Annotated in this window: 19 protein-coding genes and 1 pseudogene; 11 read left to right on the forward strand and 9 right to left on the reverse strand. The window is 51.7% G+C overall.

The features are described from left to right. Both BG55_RS22505 and BG55_RS08465 read left to right on the forward strand, forming a co-directional pair. Positions 1 to 158, forward strand: a pseudogene (locus tag BG55_RS22505) (IS630 family transposase); the annotation flags it as partial. 60 nt (positions 159 to 218) lie between these two features. Beyond that, a complete protein-coding gene (locus BG55_RS08465) occupies positions 219 to 1,124 on the forward strand; it encodes a T3SS effector OspC family protein (protein ID WP_071994998.1) in 906 nt (301 codons plus the stop codon). Positions 1,125 to 1,673: 549 nt separating this feature from the next. Here the strand turns inward: BG55_RS08465 and BG55_RS22510 are convergent. Both BG55_RS22510 and BG55_RS22805 read right to left on the reverse strand, forming a co-directional pair. Continuing rightward, positions 1,674 to 1,904: a hypothetical protein gene (locus BG55_RS22510; protein WP_160170841.1), complete on the reverse strand. Its 231-nt coding sequence runs from the start codon at positions 1,902 to 1,904 to the stop codon at positions 1,674 to 1,676. Beyond that, complete coding sequence (locus BG55_RS22805) at positions 1,891 to 2,046, reverse strand: FMN-binding negative transcriptional regulator (RefSeq protein ID WP_160170842.1); 156 nt, start codon at positions 2,044 to 2,046, stop codon at positions 1,891 to 1,893. Before BG55_RS22805 ends, BG55_RS22510 begins: the two co-directional genes overlap by 14 nt. 272 nt (positions 2,047 to 2,318) lie before the next feature. Here BG55_RS22805 and BG55_RS08480 point away from each other — a divergent pair, with 272 nt between their 5' ends. Next, positions 2,319 to 4,229, forward strand: coding sequence for a diguanylate cyclase domain-containing protein (locus BG55_RS08480; RefSeq protein ID WP_052018755.1), 1,911 nt, complete (start codon positions 2,319 to 2,321; stop codon positions 4,227 to 4,229). A gap of 117 nt (positions 4,230 to 4,346) precedes the next feature. Here BG55_RS08480 and BG55_RS08485 read toward each other — a convergent pair whose 3' ends face one another. Beyond that, positions 4,347 to 4,766: a type III secretion system chaperone gene (locus BG55_RS08485; protein ID WP_034936486.1), complete on the reverse strand. Its 420-nt coding sequence runs from the start codon at positions 4,764 to 4,766 to the stop codon at positions 4,347 to 4,349. Positions 4,767 to 4,821: 55 nt separating this feature from the next. Continuing rightward, the gene (locus BG55_RS08490; RefSeq protein WP_034936488.1) at positions 4,822 to 10,560 is read right to left on the reverse strand and encodes an AvrE-family type 3 secretion system effector; all 5,739 of its coding nucleotides are present in this window, start codon (positions 10,558 to 10,560) and stop codon (positions 4,822 to 4,824) included. A gap of 200 nt (positions 10,561 to 10,760) precedes the next feature. Here BG55_RS08490 and BG55_RS08495 point away from each other — a divergent pair, with 200 nt between their 5' ends. After that, on the forward strand, positions 10,761 to 12,287 hold the full coding sequence (locus tag BG55_RS08495; RefSeq protein ID WP_034936490.1) for a pectate lyase: 1,527 nt from the start codon (positions 10,761 to 10,763) through the stop codon (positions 12,285 to 12,287). Further along, positions 12,284 to 12,613, forward strand: coding sequence for a DNA-binding protein (locus BG55_RS08500; RefSeq protein WP_420889613.1), 330 nt, complete (start codon positions 12,284 to 12,286; stop codon positions 12,611 to 12,613). The genes BG55_RS08495 and BG55_RS08500 overlap by 4 nt, the downstream gene beginning before the upstream one ends. 123 nt (positions 12,614 to 12,736) lie before the next feature. Here the strand turns inward: BG55_RS08500 and BG55_RS23580 are convergent, their stop codons facing one another. The 3 genes from BG55_RS23580 to BG55_RS08510 all read right to left on the reverse strand — a co-directional run bounded on the left by BG55_RS23580 (position 12,737) and on the right by BG55_RS08510 (position 14,643). After that, entirely contained in the window at positions 12,737 to 12,907 is a 171-nt protein-coding gene (locus BG55_RS23580) for a YopJ family acetyltransferase (protein ID WP_478210294.1), read from the reverse strand. Between the two features lie 22 nt (positions 12,908 to 12,929). Continuing rightward, positions 12,930 to 13,157: a hypothetical protein gene (locus tag BG55_RS23585; protein ID WP_478210293.1), complete on the reverse strand. Its 228-nt coding sequence runs from the start codon at positions 13,155 to 13,157 to the stop codon at positions 12,930 to 12,932. A 91-nt stretch (positions 13,158 to 13,248) separates the two neighbouring features. After that, complete coding sequence (locus tag BG55_RS08510; protein WP_034936492.1) at positions 13,249 to 14,643, reverse strand: harpin HrpZ family protein; 1,395 nt, start codon at positions 14,641 to 14,643, stop codon at positions 13,249 to 13,251. A 549-nt stretch (positions 14,644 to 15,192) separates the two neighbouring features. On the opposite strand from BG55_RS08510, the gene BG55_RS08515 reads away from it, so the two are divergent. The 6 genes from BG55_RS08515 to BG55_RS08545 all read left to right on the forward strand — a co-directional run bounded on the left by BG55_RS08515 (position 15,193) and on the right by BG55_RS08545 (position 19,011). Next, the gene (locus tag BG55_RS08515) at positions 15,193 to 15,381 is read left to right on the forward strand and encodes a hypothetical protein (RefSeq protein ID WP_034936495.1); all 189 of its coding nucleotides are present in this window, start codon (positions 15,193 to 15,195) and stop codon (positions 15,379 to 15,381) included. A 257-nt stretch (positions 15,382 to 15,638) separates the two neighbouring features. Then, a complete protein-coding gene (locus tag BG55_RS21425; protein WP_052018759.1) occupies positions 15,639 to 16,028 on the forward strand; it encodes a CesT family type III secretion system chaperone in 390 nt (129 codons plus the stop codon). Between the two features lie 10 nt (positions 16,029 to 16,038). After that, the gene (locus tag BG55_RS08525; RefSeq protein WP_034936497.1) at positions 16,039 to 17,175 is read left to right on the forward strand and encodes a T3SS effector HopA1 family protein; all 1,137 of its coding nucleotides are present in this window, start codon (positions 16,039 to 16,041) and stop codon (positions 17,173 to 17,175) included. Between the two features lie 127 nt (positions 17,176 to 17,302). After that, positions 17,303 to 17,527 carry a hypothetical protein gene (locus BG55_RS08530; RefSeq protein ID WP_034936500.1) on the forward strand — a complete coding sequence of 75 codons (225 nt, stop codon included), beginning with the start codon at positions 17,303 to 17,305 and terminating at the stop codon, positions 17,525 to 17,527. A gap of 489 nt (positions 17,528 to 18,016) precedes the next feature. Continuing rightward, positions 18,017 to 18,628 (forward strand): DUF8812 domain-containing protein, encoded by a 612-nt coding sequence (locus BG55_RS08540; RefSeq protein WP_034936505.1) that lies wholly within the window; start codon positions 18,017 to 18,019, stop codon positions 18,626 to 18,628. Continuing rightward, a complete protein-coding gene (locus BG55_RS08545) occupies positions 18,625 to 19,011 on the forward strand; it encodes a lysozyme inhibitor LprI family protein (protein ID WP_034936508.1) in 387 nt (128 codons plus the stop codon). The genes BG55_RS08540 and BG55_RS08545 overlap by 4 nt, the downstream gene beginning before the upstream one ends. An 18-nt stretch (positions 19,012 to 19,029) precedes the next feature. On the opposite strand, the gene hrpV is transcribed toward BG55_RS08545, so the two are convergent. Together hrpV and hrpT are read right to left on the reverse strand one after the other, a co-directional pair. Continuing rightward, positions 19,030 to 19,380 (reverse strand): HrpV family type III secretion system protein, encoded by a 351-nt coding sequence (gene hrpV, locus BG55_RS08550; protein WP_034936511.1) that lies wholly within the window; start codon positions 19,378 to 19,380, stop codon positions 19,030 to 19,032. Further along, on the reverse strand, positions 19,373 to 19,567 hold the full coding sequence (gene hrpT, locus BG55_RS08555; protein WP_034936514.1) for an HrpT family type III secretion system protein: 195 nt from the start codon (positions 19,565 to 19,567) through the stop codon (positions 19,373 to 19,375). The genes hrpV and hrpT overlap by 8 nt, the downstream gene beginning before the upstream one ends. Positions 19,568 to 19,579: the final 12 nt, after the last annotated feature.

Raw genomic sequence — 19,579 nt, forward strand, 5'->3', positions numbered from 1 at the left:
GGGTGAACCACGTTGAACGGCTATGGCAGGCACTGCACGACACAATAACCCGGAATCATCGGTGCCGGACAATGTGGCAACTGCTGAGGAAGGTTAGCCATTTTATGGAAACCGTCAGTCCATTCCCCGGGGCGAAACATGGGCAGGCAAAAGTGTAGCGGTATTAGGCGCACCTATTTAGTCAGATTAGCACTGAAAAACATACGAACTCATCAGATATAAAACGTTTAAGCAATCATGATTTTGTTTTTTTTGGTGTCGAATTTTCTGATGATAAGGCTAACCTCCCTCTCAACACCCGGCATAAAGCCCTGGATTTTGGAGCTAATGCTTACATAGTAGATGAGCAGTTTCCTCATGGGTATCTGACGCTAACCGATCATTTATATAACGATGTACCTCATGCATCCAGGCACGAACATCAGGAATTCATAGCTCAATTCTCTGGGGTAAAAAAAGAAGTTTTCCGTTTAGTTCATGGGAATAAAGGTACAACAGATATTCCTGTTTTTAATACCAAGGACATGAGGCTGGGACTGGGGTTGCACCTCATCGATTTCCTCAGAAACAGCAATGATACAGAGTTCAAAAATTTTGCCCTGAACAAAAACCTGAACGGCAAAAATTTAGACAGAATTTTAAATTTTGTATTTCAACCAGAGTTCCATGTTCCGAGAATGGTTAGCACGGATAATTTTAAAGAAGTAAAATTACGTGAAATGAGTGCAGAGGAGGCAGTCAGAGCATATAATTTTGCGGCTCTCTCAGCACATATGAAAAACAAGGATGATGCATGTAAAGTTATGGGGATTGCTATAAATAACGCCAGGAAAGATGTTATTGATTTATTATTTTCAAAATTCAGTTTTACTCGAGAAGATCTCATAAAAAAGACAAATATGTATTATGATATTGAGTACTCACTAAGCGACAGCGATGCGGATGAAAAAATTCTGAAAGATTTTTTAGAACGTGGGTTAGTGGAACCGAACCATGTATTCAGGAAAATTAATTCTGGTGATACAATGTTAGATAATGCGATAAACAATGATAATAAAAAAATGATTAATATATTACTTGAATATGGTGCCATGACCGGAGAAGAAATTAATAATCACAGCTAAGTAAAATCCAGGCTACAATTTCTAAAAAAGCTGGTATTTTGTAATAGGTGAAAATTACCCGTCTGAATGCCTTCACAAGCGGGTAATCATAACAATATGAAAACACATCTTTTTATCAATATTGATCGGTTATGGCTGATTAATAACTGCACTCAGCGTACATTTTCGAACGGTTGAGCTTCAGACTCCGGCAATCAACGGCACAGAATGTGGCCTGACGGGTCTTTTCTGCCGCTGGCAATATCTCAGGATGGAATTCGCCAGCGGCGCTGATTACCCGGAACAGAATAAGCGGGAGTATGTTTTTTATATCCCGGAATGGCTGAAAAATATGCCACCTGTCAGTAACAGCTGTTATTTTCACTACGCCAGTGTTTCCGACCCCAATCCCGCGCTGAATTATCAGGTACGTCTTTTCGGCACAACGGACAGCCACCTGCCTGGTCGCTGGCTGGAAAAAAACGGCTGTAAAAAACCGGGAGCTGTAAAAGCAACGACTATTCCGTGCCCTTCGCGTGTTTCAGCATATATTCCGCCAGCGCCTGGGCATCAGGGTGAGAGCTCTCTGAGCGTCCCTCTCTGGTCTGCGACCGGGCGGTACTGTCCCAGCTTCTCCTTTGCCTCGAGCCTGCTGATATCCAGACTGAAACCGACGATGCCCGCCAGCTGCCGTTGCCAGAATGCTTCCGGCATCAGCTGCGGATAGTGTTGCAGCTCCAGCTCATAGTGGTTAACCCGTTTCTGCATCATGGCTGCCAGCTCGCTGTCAGTGAGTTTCACCACCGTCCCGTAACAGTGGATGGCGACAAGGCAGGTGGCTGGCTGCCAGCGAAGACGAAACCAGCATGGCAAAACCATTTTGCTCAAGATATTGGTAAATCTTATCGTTATCTTTCATCTTCATTGCTTCAGGGATATACACCTTTCGCTCCGGCAGGGACAGAAATTATCTCTCTGCATCATAACGATAAAATGCCTGCCGTGGGGGGTCTGCATCCCCTGTCTGGCAAACATGATGCCAGTGCGCCCCGGCACCCGGTCGGTTTTCAGCAACGACAAACCGCCACCCCGGCTAAAGATATAGCGCCCCTGACCGATAATTAATCGATATAACAACTCAACGATGGTTACTGACCAGATTTAACGTTAATTATTTCGATTTTGTCAGTTTTTTATGTTGCAAGGGGGAGTGAATTGATTAGTTTTCTGAAAGGAAAGACGGTAGCCAGTCAGGCCCTGCTGCTGGCCGCACTCCGCACCACGCTCGTTGTGGCGGTGGTGGGGTCGATTTCTTATTATTTTGATTACTCCACCATTCTTAAATCCAGCCAGACCCAGCTGTTAATATCGACTCAGCAGAAGATTTTCCGCGAAAGCCTTCCTTTTCAGGAAATTATTCAGACGGAAAAAAACTTCCTCGAAGAATTTAAATATTTATATCATGAAGATAATAAAATTATAAATTACGAAAACTATTTCCAGGAGATATTCGTTAAACACGAAGATAATTCCTGGACCCAGAATGATAAAATGTATGACGGCCATATTTTACCCGGCGGTCAATATATCTATGGCACCTCAGCTACCTATGCACCGGATATACAACCTGATGCAGATACGCGAAAACGGTTTGTGCTGGCCTATTTATTATCCTACAAATATGGCATGGTATTAAAAGACCGCTTTTTGAATTTTTACGGCGTGGTCCCTGAAAAAGGATTTACTATTTTTCAGAAAGAAGATATTGCCAAAGCCTTTCACTATTCCGGTGCTGATGCGCTGGACCTCTCTGGCTACGAATTTTACAGCAGAGGCTTTAAACAGAAAGGTGAGGATACTATCTTCACCAGCATCTATTACGATTATTCCAACAAAGCCTGGATGACCACCATTGCCACACCCGATGCGCCTTCCGCAGATGGGAAGCATAAAATGATGGCCTGCGTCGATCTGCTGTTAACCAATTTAATGAAGAGGACCTCCGAGCCTGAAATCAAAGGCACCCGCAGCACTATTTTTGAAGTGACCCCACAGGGCAAGCTGATATCGGATGAAAAATATCAAAAAGAGATCTTTTCCAGCCAGGGCTCGGCATCAATAAAATCACTGAAAATTGAGGATTATTATCCACTTATCAACGCCACGCTGAGTAACAAATCAGGCAAAGTCAGATTACTCAATTTAAAAAATGAGATTGTTGCGGTAGGGCAAATCCCCTCCACCCCGTGGGCCATTGCGGTACATTATCCAAAATCATTGCTGTATACCGAAGTATTATTCAATATTAAGGTTATTATTTATCTGGCGATGACCACCCTGGCACTGGAGCTGATTATTCTCTCCAGCGTGTTGAAAAATAAAATAACCATACCGTTAAATAACCTGATTGAGCTCTCTTCAAGGGTGGTGCCTTCAGGAAAAATCAGCCATTTCGCCAGTAAAAGAGATCATAAGGATGAGATTGAACGGCTGCAATATGCCTATATTGACATGATGGACAGGGTTAAAAAATCGCAGGAATCGCTGGAAGAAAAAATTAACGAACGAACCCGCGAGCTGGAGAAGGCCAATCAGGAGCTGTTTGTTATTTCTCATACCGACCCATTAACCAAAATCGGCAACCGTCGTTACTTCTTTAATCAGGGCGAAGGTTTGTTATTAAAACTGGGCGAGATAAAAGACCGGATAGTGCTGGCAGTAATCGATTTTGACTTTTTCAAAAAATATAATGACTTCTACGGTCATCCCCAGGGAGATGAATGCCTGAGAATGGTCGCCAATATTCTTGCAGAAAATATCGAGGCTGAAACGGATATTCTCGCCAGAATCGGCGGCGAAGAGTTTGCGCTGATAAAAACCGTTTCGAATGAACGGGAAGCAGAAGAACAGATCACCAAACTCTGTGATTCCGTCGTATCAGCAGCGATACCCCATACCGCCTCAGAAACCGGTATCGTGACCATCAGTATCGGCTATGTGACAGAGAGTTACAGCAAAAACACCACGCTGGATTCGCTGGTATCAAGAGCCGATCGCGCGCTGTATGTCGCCAAAAACTCAGGCAGAAACACCGCGGTTAATTTCAGTAATATTAAGGCAGAATAATCTGTTGCTGCACACGGCAAAGCGCCTGGCGTGAGCCATTACCAGCATGCTGAAAGGCCACAGCGCTGAACAGGCGGGGCCGGGATCGTTTTCCCCGCTCCGCCTGTTCAGACAGCCTCAGGCCGCGCTGCGTCCGCCGATCTGCCCGATAAACTCGCGCACTTCAGCCGCCTGTTCGATAAAGCCGCTGACCACATGGCTGAAGGTGGCCTCATCAAGCTGGGTCAGCGCCTGCTGGAAGCAGAGACGCACTTTGTACTGCTCATCCATCGCCAGCCAGCAGCCCCGCATCGCGGCCATCTCAAAGTTCAGCTGCAACAACAGCGGATAGAGCGTCAGCGAGGACTGCGGATCGGTCTCGGTTAACTGACAGTGAATCAGCAGGCTGTCACTCTGTTCCGGCACCTCCAGCACCGCGGCTTCCTGCCCCTGAGCATCGTACAAGGCGCAGACCCCGTCCTTCAGATGCAATGGCGTTTTGCAGCCCGCTGAGAAGTACTGTAAAAATTTTTCCACCTGCCGTTGTGATGCTGTCATCCTCTCGCTCCTTAATTCTCTGTTTAACGGTCTGGCCGACGACGATTAACGGCGGTCAGCTTTTCATTTCAAACCCTTCTTTTCTCAGCTCAGAGAGAGCCGATGCCACTTCCGGATTGGCTTTAGCAATTTCACCCTCAAGCGTGAAGCGCCGTGGCGTGTCCTGGTCCTGACCGTATTTGAAGTTAATGGTGCCGATATTGCGTTCCATACTGACGCCCGCGCTGTTGCTGGCACCCAGTAACAGCGTCGGCGTGTTGAATCCTTCGCTTTTGGTGACGTTCTGGCTGACGCTGATCGAGCGGATGCGCAGGTTATTACGATCCTGGAACAGCAGCCCCAGCTCCTCGCGCCCGACTTTACCGTCAAGAATGGCTCTTTCGGTCTGATCGCGCAGGCCATCCTTCAGCTCCATCGAGACGCTGGCGCTACTGAACGGCGTGCTTTGCAACTGTTTGATCAACCCCTTCAGTACCGGATCGTTGTCCATCATCGCGCTCAGACGGGTGGCATTAGTGGGCGGCAGGGCGGCATGAAAATGCTGCTTCAAGGTATCCACAATGCCGTTCTCATCCAGCCGGGACAGATTGCTGTAAGAGGTACTGTGCCTGGCCGAGCCTAATCCCATCACGTTAGTTTCAGCGGCCCGCTGACGCAGCGTCAGCTGTTCCAGGTTGCGTATTGCCTCATAGCGATCGTCACCGACCACGTTACTGCGGCTGAAATGGCGATGCAGATCGTTCAGCTGTTTTACCGGATCCGGGTTTTCCTGCTTTTTCAGATCGGCCAGCAGTTTGGTGCTCTCGCTGTCCTTGAAATGTTTACCCAGTGTCGAGGTCAGCTCGCTGATATCGTTGCTGGTGATCGGATCGGCCTGTTTCATCTCCACGCTGATCCTTTGGGTGGTGCGGTTATCCATCGCCAGCGACACCGCCACGTTAGTGGAGGTAAAGGCCGGGAAAGTCCCGACCGATTTAGCCGGCTCTTTAGTGGCATTGCCCATCGCCTTGCCATCACGGGTAAAACCGTGGGCAACCCCCACACTCAAGGTGAGGTTGGCGCCAACGTTGGCCGAGTTAAGGAAAGTCGCACGGTTGTCACTGGCCGCTACCGTGCTGCCAAACTCGCCTTTTTGCGTACTGCGTTCCCGTTTAGCGGTCACCAGGTTGGCCGAACCGCTTATCCCGGTGGAGGCACGGAAGGTCACGCCGTCAGGTTTTGCGCCGTCGTTGGTGATGTTAATCCCGGCACGCAGGTCAAACGCCGCCGAGGTATCGACGTTGAACACCAGTATGGTGCCCTGCTTCATCTGATGTTCAATCCCTTTTTTCATCAGTTCGGTCGGCGTCAGCGTGCCGTGCGTCAGGCCATGCAGAAAATCAGGCAGTTCATCTTCGGTCAGTTTGAAATTCAGACTGTTTTGCAGCGTTCCCTGGATGTTACTGCTGATGCTGCCGCCGATACGAAAATCCGGGCTGATCTTATGTTTTTTACTCAGCCAGTCGCTGGCGTTTTCGGCGGTGGTTTTTTTGCCGGTCATATAGGGCATCAAATCGTGGCCGGTGGCGACAGAGATGGTGCCGGTGGCCCCGCCGTCACGACCAAAGGTGACATCCAGTCCGCCGCTGGTACGGCCAAAGCTCAGGTTATAAGCCCTGTCCAGGGTGATCCCCGCGCCGGGCACAATCGGCACCGGGATTTTGTTCAGCGTCGGTACAAAAGCGGTGCTGAGGCCGCCGCCGTAGGCGCGGCTGAAACTCATGCTTTCGCCGCCGTCCAGCGACAACAGCGTGTCTTTTAATTTTTTCTCCAGCTGCGCGTTGCCCTGGGTGTCAAGCACGGTACGGGTGGTCAGGTTGACGCCATGGTGCTCTTTCTTAAAGGCGTTGATAAAGGCTTTCACCGCATCGTAATTGGCCTCCAGCGGTGCGTTATGGCTGAAGCCCATGTCGGTAAACTGCTTAATCGGGTTAGCGCCATACTGCTTTTCGCGCAGGGTATCGAACTGCTGACGCAACTGCTTGATCTGGCCGGGATCGGGCTGATGTCCCGATACCAGCGCCGCCTTATCCGCCAGCTGATGCAGATCGCCGATGGTAACGGTGTCCAGAATCAGCCGCGATTTGGTGAGGGATGTTTCGTCGTTGGGATCGCGCTGACGCCCCATCGGCACGTCACCTTTCTGGTGACTCATGTTCACCCCGGCTTTAACGAAGTGGCTGAGCAGCGTTTGCAGCTTACTTTCTGGTGACGGTGCGGCTGAACTGACCGCTTTTTCTAACGCTTTACTGAGGTCGCGTCCCGAACGGTTAACGTTAAAGATCTGTATCACCGCCTTGCTGGCTGAAGGTTTAAACTCTTCGTTAATCTGGCCGTTGCTTTTCAACACCCCCTGATGCTGTCCCAGTTCGGTGGCCGAGCGCACGGCACTGTGCTCCAGCTCTTCACGGAACCGCTTCATATCATTCAGCAAGGCCGCACCATGCTCACCTAAATCCAGCGCTTCCATTTTGCTGTGCAAATCCATTTGCGTGCCGCTGTTACGCACGTTGTGCGCTTCCAACTGCTTAATCAGTGCGCCCTGCATTTCGTAAACCGAGTTCAGACCACGCCGTCCCTGCCAGTTGTGCTGCATGTTATAGGCCGCATTTTTGATCGGACGCGGCGTCGCCATGGTCGGATTGAAAATATAGGCGCGCACCCGATCGGTGAATTTACTGGCGATTTTGCGGTTTTCCATCCCGGTCTGCCCACCGACCTGCGCGGTAAGCTGCATGTTCACGCCGGTTCCGGGGATCAGGCGGCCTTTGAGGCCCTGATTTAAGCGGGCAAATACCTGTTCCGAACCACGCTGGCCGACTTCCAGCGGCGCAGGCTCTGGTGCGGTATGCGCGTGCCACTCACCCTCCCGCAACTGATGCAGGGTGCCGTCGGTCATGGTGGCGACCGGCTGGTTTTCATGGTCCATCTCCAGGCGTTCCAGCTCACTTTCGCTGTGCGGCATCGCCAGTTTTTGCCAGCTACCGCCAGCTTCGCCGCTCTGCCACTGCTCACGCGGCTGATGGAAAATCTCGCCGTCGTGGTTTACGGCGTACAGATTCTGCTGGTGATCGACATGAATATCCTTCAGGGTGCCGGTAATGCCTTCACGGCTGAGGGTTTGCGCCGGCCGCGCCAGTTGCTGGGTGCCAGGCTTGATCTGAAATGAGCGAATATCGCCTTTTTCCGACAGCGCCAGGTATTTATTCACCCCAATCACCGCCATCGCCTGAGCTTTATCGGCTTTATCCAGCCCCTGTAGTGCGCTTCCCGGCTCCGGCTTGTTGCGTACATGCGGCAGCGTAAAGAAGTTGTCTTTGCCCTGACTGATGGAGGAGGTGCTCTGGTTAATATCCAGCCGCTTGACCTCACCCTCTTTGAGAATATATGCCGCGCCGTCCAGCCCTTTTTTCAGCTGCTTACAGTCTGATTCTGCGGCGGTCCAGCCTTTGGTCAGCTGGTCGAAGTAGTGAACCTTACCTTCCTGAAGCGTCAGGCTGCCTTCACGCCCCATATTGAGAATCTGGTGCGGCTCCGGGTTAACATTTTGCAGGCCAAGATGACTGTTGATCACCAGCGTGTCGCTGAGGTTCCAACCCGCATGGAACTGGTGGTCGTCGCCCAACGGGCAGGCGTGCTGCTGCCTGAAGTTATCTTTCACCAGCGCATTCAACTGACCGTGATTGTCAGTGAAAAAGCCTTCAATACGGTGGTCATGTCCGAAATGCTGTTTGAGCACCTTTTGTGACATGCTCTTCATCGGCAGCTCGTTATCCCTGACCTGCGACAGTACGCCGCTGTAGAGTTTGCCCTCGCTATCGGCGGCGTATAGCTTGCCATTGCTGATACCAATCGATTGTGTTTCCAGATGCGGTTCACCGCGCTTCAGCATCTGCATGGTATCGGCAAGATGCAGACTGAACTGGACACGCTGTTCCGGAGAAGCATTGGACGACGGCATCAGACAGATATGATGCGGGCTCTCAGTGTCGGTCAGGACGGCCACCTGCCCATGCTCACTGACGGCAAAGGATTTGATCTTATCGACGAATTTTTCCGAGGTGTGATTATCGGACAGGTTGTGCAATGTCCGGCTGTCCTGCACCGCATAGAGTTTGCCATCGGCCTGACGGGAAAGCTGGCCGTGCGACTCTTTACCGGCGGTCTGCCAGACGCCGATTTCCGGATTGAGAATATGGATCTTATCGTCATGCAGACGAATTGACTCTCCAGCAGGCTGTGCTCCCCCTGCGGGATGCTGCCAGACGCCGCTCAGCAGTGAGCGGTGAACGTCGCCCGGCTGATTGACGTTCAGTTTATTCTGGCCGTCAGTCCCGATGCTGATCTGAATTTTGCCGTTGTTATTCTCCAGACTGACCGGCGTATCGCCAACCTGCGCCAGCTTTGTCCTGATCGCAGAGGACTGGCTGTTATGCAGCACGCTGTAGCCGCTCTCATGACTTTTGATATCAAACAGCCGTCCCTGCTTGTCCAGTAACAGATGCTGACGCCCATCGCTGCTGGCCGAATGGGCCAGATAGTGCTGATCCTCTTTACCCAGCGTTTGTGACAGTAACGTATTGATCGCCGGAGGATTGCTGGAGGCCAGCTGCAATTTACCGTTCGCCAGCGCCATCCCCAGCGGGGCGATCGGCGTGGTGGACAGCGTCGACGCTCCCTGAAGGGATGACGGTTTTATGCTGCTTTCCGTTTCCAGCATGCTCTCGGCAATCGTTGACAATGTCGGCTGGAATTTGCGGGTAATGGGGGTCGCTTCGCCCAGTCTTGGCGGCTGCGTGGGGTTTTCCCGCTCGCGCGCCAGTCGCTGTTGATTCAGTTGCTCAAACTCGCTGTCGTCATCTTCCTCGGTAATTTCTGAGGTGCCGGAAGAGGTGGCGGCAGCAGGCTGATGCGCTTCGATCTGCTGGTGGTGACCATGGCCGTGCGTTTCACCCGCACCGTGCGTTGTTTCGGGACTGCCTGGCGGCGTGGGTGGCAGCTCTTCGATTTCATGGTGACTACCGGGAATATGGGCCGTAGTCGGAGGGGAAAGCGGTTCTTCTTCAATTTCGTGATGACTGCCGGGGATATGTGCCGTGGCAGGCGGGGAAAGCGGCTCTTCTTCAATCTCGTGGTGGCTGCCAGGGATATTGACCGGCGTCTGGCTGGCCGTGGTGGAAGAAGGCTGGTTGATTCTGCTCAGCATGTTCTGGCGCATCTGGCTGAAGTTTTGCAACTGTTGGTGCTTCAGATGCGTCGGCACGCTGTCGCTGTGGCCCTCTTTTACCATCGGCCGACCGTTCATATCCCCCAGGCTGTGGCGTTTCACACCATCGGAGCGGGTCAGACGCGCGGCGGCGGGCGGCGCGGCGGTTTCTGGCTCATCTTCTGCCTGAGGCTCTGCCAGTAAATCCCCCAGGGTGGGACGTCGGGTGCGGCCAGCTTCAGGCGCTGCCGCGCTGGAGGTGGCGGTCTGTGCTGAGGTTCTTTCGGACTTTTTAAACCCGAACATGCTTTTCAGACTGAACGATTTTTTCTGCTGGCGACCGGCGCTTTTGCCATCCTGTCCTGCGGGTTGCTGATGGACATCGGGCAACTTTCCACGATTTTTACCATCGCTCGCCAGCGACCCGGCAGCGGCCTGCGGCGCACTGCTGCTGCTGCCCTGTTGCAGCGCGGCCCCCTTTCCGGTTTTTTTCTGCTCAACGTTCTGTACTACGGCTTTCTGATCAGTTCCATGCAATCTCAACTTCATGACCTGCCCCCGTCCAACATCCCGCGTAAAACATTAATGAAAATTATGTAGCGAGCTAAAGCCAAAGGTTCCCGCCAGAGGCAAAAAAAGTCTGCCTTAACCGCACAAAATGAGGAACCCCAGAGACGCTCCTCCCACTCACCCCTTGCAGCCGACGCTGCATGTTCTCGGGTAGTTAACCTTCAATAAGGGGAAAATCTATGTCAGGTCTTACACTTAGCATTACTATCCCGAACTCGCTGGGGCATTTTCAGCCCGGAGAGAACAACGGGCTTTCCACCGGTAACAACACAAATTCCTCGCTGGGCCAGCAGCCCTTTGATCAACAAACCATTGAACAGATGGCTCAGCTGTTGGCGGAGCTGTTAAAGCCCCTGCTCACCTCCCAGAGCGGTGATTCCTCCAGTGATGCTAATGGGACCAGTCCGATATCCGGGCTGGGCAACACCGGCGGAACCAGTGGCGCATCGGGCAACAGTCTGCTCTCCGGCCTGGGTGGCGCTGGTGGCCTGTCGGGCCAGAATGGCAGCGTCAGCGGCACATCACAGGATGACAGCCAGTCAACGCTGAATGATATGAGCAGCAACGGACTGGATCAGAGCCTCAGTTCTGACGGTCAGGGCGGCGGTAATATCAGTGATAATCCGTTACTGAAAGCGTTACTGAAGCTTATCGCTCAGATGATGGACGGGCTGAACGGTCAGTTCGGGCAGCCGGACGGCAGTGACGATTCGTCTTCTTCCGGCGGCGGCACCTCGGGGGCGGATGGCTCGGGTGGTGGAGGATCGGGCGGCAGCTCTCCTTTTAGCGGTACTTCACTTGCCGATGGCTCAGGCGGCGGTTCTTCTCTCGGCGGTGGCTCGCTGAGCGGCGGCGGTTCTCCCTTTGGCGGCGGTTCACTGACCGGCGGCGCTGGCGGGGGTTCTTCTTTGGGCGGCGGTTCTTCTCTCGGCGGCGGATTCTCTCCCAGCACCTCACCGGTTTCCAGCGGTCAGGGTGGCACTTCACTGCTTTCCGGCAATCCTGCGGTGGGTTCCACCACGCACACCCCGGTCAGCGATCAGGCCGATCCGCTGGGTAGCGCAGGCACCGGCGCGGCGCAGGATGTCGGTTTCCCGACCGCCAGCGCTAATCCTAATGTGGTACACGACACCATTGTGGTTAAAGCGGGCCAGGTATTTGATGGTAAAGGGCAGACCTTCACCGCCGGGAAAGAACTGGGCGATGGCACCCAGTCCGAAAGCCAGAAACCGTTGTTCAAACTGGAAGACGGTGCCAGCCTGAAAAACGTGGTGATTGGTGATAACGGCGCAGATGGTATTCATCTGTACGGTGATGCCAAAATCGATAATCTGCATGTCACCAATGTTGGCGAGGATGCGATTACCGTGAAGGCCAATAAAGAGGGCAAGAAATCCAACGTTGAAATCAGCAACAGCACCTTCCAGAACGCTTCAGATAAGATTCTGCAACTGAATGCGGATACCGACCTGACCGTTAACAATGTGAAAGCGAAAGACTTTGGCACGTTCGTGCGTACTAACGGCGGCCAGCAGGGCGACTGGGATCTGAATCTGAGCCATATCAGCGCGCAGAACGGCAAGTTCTCCTTTGTGAAAAGCGACAGCGAAGGGCTGAAAGTCAATACCAGTGATGTCTCGCTGGACAACGTTGAAAACCACTACAAAGTTCCGGCGTCCGCCAAACTGACAGCGGTGGCATCATGATGACCTCTCAACAGCACCCCCCGGTCACCCGCTGGGTGGACGTGGTGGAGAATCAGCAGCGTCTTACTCCGGCGCAGTATCAGGCCTTTCAACTGGCGATTGCCCAGGTGAAAGAGCGACTGCATCAGGTGTTGAGTCGTCCGACGCCGCAACGCCAGGGCCGCTTTGAGCTGAGCGCGTTTGTTGACAGTCTGCACACCGATTTTCTGCACGGTGAGCAAGGCACTGCCACGGACGTGGGCCAGACCGCGTGGTGGGTAACCCGTTATCTGGCCGACCGGCTGCTGGAGCTGCAACAGTTAGAACAGGCGCGCAGCAGGATGTAATTGTGCCAGTGCGTCGGCCGGGAGCCCACGCACTGGCATTATTGATGCGCAAATAAAAAAGCACCGGGCGTTACTCCGGTGCTTTTTTTTACAGCAAAAGTCAGGACGTCTGACTGTCTACCACTACTTTTTGCCTCTTTGCGCCGCCAGAAACTCGCCGGCACGCGCTATCTCCTGAAAGCGGAAGCCTTCAATTGAGGTGCTGTAAGCTTTGTTATAGCGCTGTGCACGCCAGGCCAGATTACGGTGCTTAAGGGTTTCCGCATGCAGGCCGCCTTTGTCTTTTGAGACAATCGAGTTCTGATGCTGACCATTCTCAACACGGGTTTTGGATTGCGTATGTTTGAGGAACTACGGCGGAAGGTGTACTCATCATGGTGCTTAAAGGATTTCGGGCATTACTCAGTGCAAACATGGCACTGTCCCACTCTGAGTCCTGCGTAATATCAGATATCATCTCGACTTTGTCCCCTTCAGGGCCGTTCTTTATGCCTACCGCCATCGACTCCATCATGCGGGGAAGTGCTGACTCAAAACAAACCACTGAGGGACGATGTCCGGGACGCAGCTGGAGCGTTACAGCCGTTAACCCAATAAGGGAGGCGGACAGGCGTACCTGCCCGCCCTGCGACAACTTATGCCGCGCTCAGTTTGCCCAGTGCCATATTGTTGATGGCATCACCGGCCAGCATTGCATCAATACCCAGCGACGAACCTCCTGCACCGCGTGCCTGGAGGTTGGTGTTGCCGGTATCGCCCGCCATCGCACTTTTGATCATGCCTTTGGCTTTGCTGAACTGGTCCATGCTGGATGGCGTCATACCGTCATCATCTGGCTTGCTCAGTGCTTCTGCCCAGGATTTGGTGTCGGTTTTGGCTTCTGAACCGGCACTTTTCTGGTACTGAGGTTTACCGAAGGTTTCAGGATACTGGTCCATAAACTGACCAACTTCCTTCGCCATTCCACGATCTTCTTTGTTAACGAAAGAGCGGGTGCTGCTGTCGCTGTGCGTACCGATGTTGTTCAGCGCTTCGATACCCGCTTTCATGCCGACACCGGTTCCTACCGCATTGCCCAGCTGCTGGAAGTCAGCCGGACCGCTCAGGTTTTGCAGGCTCTTGCCGCCAAGACCGTTACCGCCACCCAGACCACCGCCCAGACCTGAACCACCACCCAGGCCAGTGCCACCGCCCAGACCGCTACCGCCGCCCAGGCCAGTACCGCCACCCAGACCGCTGCCGCCGCCCAGACTGTTACCCAGGCTCTGGCTCAGGCCGCCACCCATCAGGGCAGTCAGTGCATCGGTAACGCCTTTGTTATAGGCATTTTGTTCATCCTTAGTTGGCTGGCTGCCGGTGCTGCTGCCCGATGATGAGCCATCCTGATCGCCAAACATGCTTTGCATGATTTCAGCGAAGATTTTCATCAACTGTTCCATCGGGCTCATGCCAGAACTGGAGTCAGAACCAGAAGTAGAGCTGTCACCATAGGTGGTTGGATCCAGACCCAGCGCCTGGTCCAGTGAAGAACCCAGCGTCGATCCGGTGTTGCCGCCCAGCGTTGATCCTGCGGTGCCACCCAGCGTTGAGCCGAGCGATCCACCCGCGGTCGCGCCCAAAGGACCACCCAGCGCGCCGCCAGCAACGGTGCCTAAACCACCACCCAGCGTGCTGCCCAGCTTACCACCGGCAACGCTACCCAGACCGCCGCCCAGACCACCGAGACCACCACCCAGACCGCCGCCGAAACCACCGCCCAGACCGCCATTTGAACTGCTACCAGAGCCATTGCCCAGCAGGCTGCTCAGACCGCCGCCGCCCATGATGCTCATCATCATCATCATGCCGGTAAGCATACCTGCCAGCTGATTGATGGTGTCATTCTGGCTGTTACCGCCCAGACCCAGTGAAGAGTTCGAGCTTAAACCTGCATTCTGCAAACTTGTACCCAGCAACCCGTTGCTACCACTTGTACCACCGATGTTGATTTGCAACGTGGTCGCTCCCAGCGGACTCGTATTCAGACTCATACCATCTTCCTCTGTGAATTAATGAAAATTTACCCTGCGGACGAAGCACCTGATGCGTGCCATGCCAAAGCCTCTATTGAGTGCCGTGACAGCGGTGGCGGTTCCTCTGCTATGCGAAAAAATAAGCGATGGCACAGGGGCAGGAACTGCACGCAAATCATTGATGTGTTTCCGTAAGATAAGACTGACCCGCGCATCAGTGCGGACCTGGGGTGGGTAAATGGTGTTGAAACTGCGGCAGGATCTGCGTGGCTGCGTGATTATCTGAATGATTTTTATACCATTACCCTGGTACTTCTCTGTCGCCTTTTCAGCGTGGTGTCGCTGGGATTATTCTTTGCCGGATTACCCGATGTCAGGCGTTCCGTACAGGGATGCAGCCATATTGTCAGGCAGCGCCATCACCCATTTTGCCCCTGCTGCGATGCCCTGCGGCACCACATGCTGCCTGCGACGGTCAAAAAATAAAATTTTTCTTGCTTTTTAGATTTAAAAAAAACAGGGCTGTCCCTTGTCCCGGGACAAGGGACAGGGCATTGAGAAGGATATATGAAAGGCCAGGACATTTTATTGTTGTTAAAACTGATGTCGCTTGAACGTCATGAAAAAACGCTGAGCGGAAACGAAGAGTTGAGGCCACTACCGGAAGTATGGCAGGACTGGGAGATAACCGAAGAAGAGGAATTAAAGCAGAAAGGCATTATCGAATTCAGTGAGATTGGGGCTTATCGCGAATGAAAAGCTATTGAGTTCAGGTGAGCTAATTACCGTATGGCCTGATTAAAGAGCAAAGAGCAAAAAGTGAAACGGTATCAGACGCAGCTATTTAGCACACATCCATCACCTGTTCACATTCATTGCCAGCGGCAGCATGATTAACCAGGGACGGCTCATGGTCTGGCAATCACAAAAAGCAGCAAATCAATTTCCTGACCATGAACTCTTCTCCTGTTTTCGCCACTCATTTGCAGATGGAGCAAACGTACAGGTGAAACATGAGCACGCTTTTTTACGACACGCTACTACGCAATTTCAGCCATAAACTGGGCATCCCGCCACTCAAGCCGGACAAACGAGGCGCCTGTAGCCTGATTATTGATGAAGATATTCCCCTCCGTATACAACAGGATATCGCGAGTCAGCGTGTGCTGCTGATCGCCTTGCTGGGAGATATGCAGGATCATCTGCCGCAACCTTTGCTGGAGGCCAATCTTACTGCAATACGCGATAACAAGCCGGTGATTGCCGCCGATCCTCGTGCCAGCCAGTATTACGCCAGCCATATGCTCGAACAGAGCAGCCTGACTGCCGATCTGCTGGCGCTCAGAGTCGGTGAGCTGGCGGAACATATTCGATTCTGGCGTAACGCCAGCCAGGTTAAATAAGGAAGAGACAATGCAGCCAATTAACAATCGTTTTACCAATACTCAGCAGTTACAGTCATCTTCTGTTGATGTCAAAAAACTCCTCGATCACGGCTCGCTGGAAGTGAATGGGAAGACTTATCGCATCAGTGCAGCGGAAGGCTCGAAAATTAATGTTGAAATGGCCACTAAAGCTAAAGGCTTTTTCAATGCGGTCGAAAATATGATGGGCTCCTCCGGAGAAAGCAAAGCCATCGCGCAGATACTGGAAAGTAAACCGCGTCTGGTGCGCTCGAATGCTCTGCATATGTACGATAAGGGCGATCTGACCGCTGGGCCGTCTGGTCATGCAGGCCGGGCAGAGAGCAGCACAGAAAGCAGCAAAATGCCCGCTGACAATTCGCAACAGCAACTGCAAAAGTGGGCAAAACAGGCGCACAAGATGAGCCATCCCACCGACCGTGATATCTACAAGCTTTATAAGTCTGATAAGCCGAACTTACCGAACGTTAAACCGGAAGAAGGGCAGGCCATGATGCGCCGGGCTGTACGGCTTAGTAACGTTGATGGGGTAGGCGTTTTTCCACAGAAGATAGGGTCGATCCCTAAGGATCAGATGAAAGCATATCTGCAAAATAGTCCGATGGCCGAGAAGGATTTTATTATGTTCCGGCGTAACAACGTTAGCGACGCTGATCCCCACCTCAGCAGAATTACGCTTAGTGTTCATCCGCAACATGCCGGGCAACTGCCAGAGATGCTGCACGGGTTAGTCCGTGACAAAGATTACCTGCATACGGCTAAAATCGCGCATCCCTCTTTTTTTGGTCAGGACACCGACAGCGTCATCCTTTATCTCAACGGTCATCTTGGTGAAGCTCTCAATCTGGCTGATGAAATTCAGAAAAAGCTGCCGCGAGACGCGATGGTTAATCACAATCCTGCCGGAATGTATCGAATGTCAAAAGGCTTTTCCTATGCTGAAATCTCGGAAAATGATGTGTCCAGTTATGGTATGTCACGCGCCGCAATCATTGGCAGTGCACTGACAGATAAAACGCAGGGTAATTTTGAAAAACGTCTTGATTTCCAGTTGGCAGCCAAAGGCTATGATCCTAAGCATCCGGCGTTTATCAAAGACTCGCCCAGCCTGGACATCATTAAATAAGCCTGTTAATGGGGTTTAAGAACGGACGGTATTAAAATCGGTTTCTGACACCCCTTAACGTGATTTTTTACATTTCTGACCGTAACCTCTGCCCCATTCGGCATTATCTGCATCATCAGGGGATAGTTTGCTGGTTACCTACAACAACGGAGAACACCGCACGGATTCTCATGCGCGTATTGAGGACTGGCTGCGACACCCTCAGATGCATCTGGCCCTCGCGTCTGAACAGGCCTTTCGCCTCGGCACAAGGCCCGTCACCGCCGGTATTGTCCAACAGATTTGTCGCGCGCTATTGACGATTCAGAACCGATCGTGTGCCGTTGACGCTGATGATGCCGCAGCGCCTTGATTCCTCAATTGTTATTTTTCCAAAAGGGAAAAGGTCCCTGTTAAGGTGCTGGACAATCGGACCATACCTGACGCTTTGTTAAATCCCCGCGATTAAAACACACCTCAACCCGCCAGCTCGATGCCCGCCAGATTAAACAATTGCGCTATTTGCTGCCTGTCGTCTGCGAACTCTTCATCAGGTCTCCGCTAGCAGACCTACAATGCCAGGCCGTGCATAAGGTGGCGGTATGGCCGATCACAAAAATGCCGACCTGTGCACAAAGAAGATAAAATCCAACGACTTTAATTCGTCGTTCATTACATTGATCATTTACAGGCTGTTCTGGCACGGTATGATTTATATCTGGCGAAGAAAAGTTCGCCTGTGTGGACGCATAACATCGGATATAGCATTACGGAATTTTCAGCATCAGCAGAGATATTGACAAGCGTTGTTAGTTTTTTATTGCCAGTGAATGGCGTGATGTGACAAGGAGAGAGGTGGATTATGACAGAACCAAAACAAGGACTTCTGACATTCAGAGCTGAAGGTAATAATATACGTGGCAGCAAATTTTACAGCAGAAAAATACACTTCCCTGAGAATATGAAAACCTGCTCAGGAACACTATCTGGTGTCACTATCGGACGTGGTTATGACATGGGTAAACGTTCTGAATCGCAAGTGATAAGTGATTTGCTTTTTTCTGGCATTGACATTAACAAAGCAAAACTTATTGCAAAAGGTGCAGGTCTGATCGGTTGTAAAGCGGGTGAATTCGTAAGAAAAAACAGGGATGAAATTGGTGAAATAACTGAATCACAGCAAGTGATATTGTTTGAGAAAATTTATCCCGCTTATGAAATAAGAGCACGTAATAATTATAACCACTGGATGAGAAAGTACAGGAATGCAAAAAAGTGGAGTGAATTAAGCCTGCCTATTAAGAATGTTTTGGTTGACTTTGTTTATAACGGATATACGAAAAGCGAACGCCCAATGCTGGCCGGTTCAAATAATAATATTAAAGAATTAATTTTGTACATAAAAAGTTCACCTGTATTGCTGAGTGATGAGCCGGGAAGAAACAGGATTAGCTACCTGGAGGGGATGCAATGAAGAAGATATTAATTATATGTTTATTTTCCTTTGCTGTTTCTGCCCGGGAAGAATGTAATACTATCACAAGCAGCGACCAGGCTCATCTTTGCTCTTTTCAAAAGAAAGATGAAATTTCCGCCAGATTAAATAAAGAATATCACCTTTATATAAATGAGATTAAAAAGAGTTATTCCTCAGACGTAAAACTGGGCAATAAGTTATTAGATAAGGTTCACCTGGCGCAATCTGAATGGATGGCATATATGAACGCATCATGTGATATTTATGCGTTTCAGATTGAAGAAAACAGCAAATCACACACGCTGGCAATTAATCATTGCGTATCAGAAATGTCAGAAAAAAGAATAAAGGAAATAGCCAAAATGATTGAAAATATCTGAGCACGATTAAAACACACCTCAACCCGCCAGCTCGATGCCCGCCAGATTAAACAATTGCGCTATTTGCTGCCTGTCGTCTGTGGATTCGTCATCAAGTTGCCGCCAGCAGGAGAGATTCCGGTCAGCGTTAACACAGAGGTAGCAGCCATCATAACGCTCAGGCAGCTGCGCCCGACGGCGCAGCAGGCGTTGAAAAAGTCCGGACGGCAGGTGGGTCGGTTGCAGGTTGAGCATCACTTCCCGTCCACGCTCACCGCACAACACCAGCAGCTCTACCCCCTGTTGCACCGGCCAGCGACAGTTCTGGCGCAGTTGCAACAGGCTGAGTAGGGCCGCTAACGAGCCGACCTGCGGGCACGAATTACTCATTCACCGTGACCTGAGTAAAATCAGCCACGCCATTACGTAACTCAGGCTGCCACCAGATAACCAGCTGATGGGAAGCAGACTGTGGGCGGCAGTCCACGGAGGTGCAGGACAATCCGTTATCCTGACGTTTGGCACAGCCGGTCAGCAGCAGCGCCAGACCCAGCAGGACGAAAGAGGCTTTTTTCATGATGTTCCTCTG

It is taken from the genome of Erwinia mallotivora, assembly GCF_000590885.1.
Taxonomy (GTDB): Bacteria; Pseudomonadota; Gammaproteobacteria; order Enterobacterales; family Enterobacteriaceae; genus Erwinia; species Erwinia mallotivora.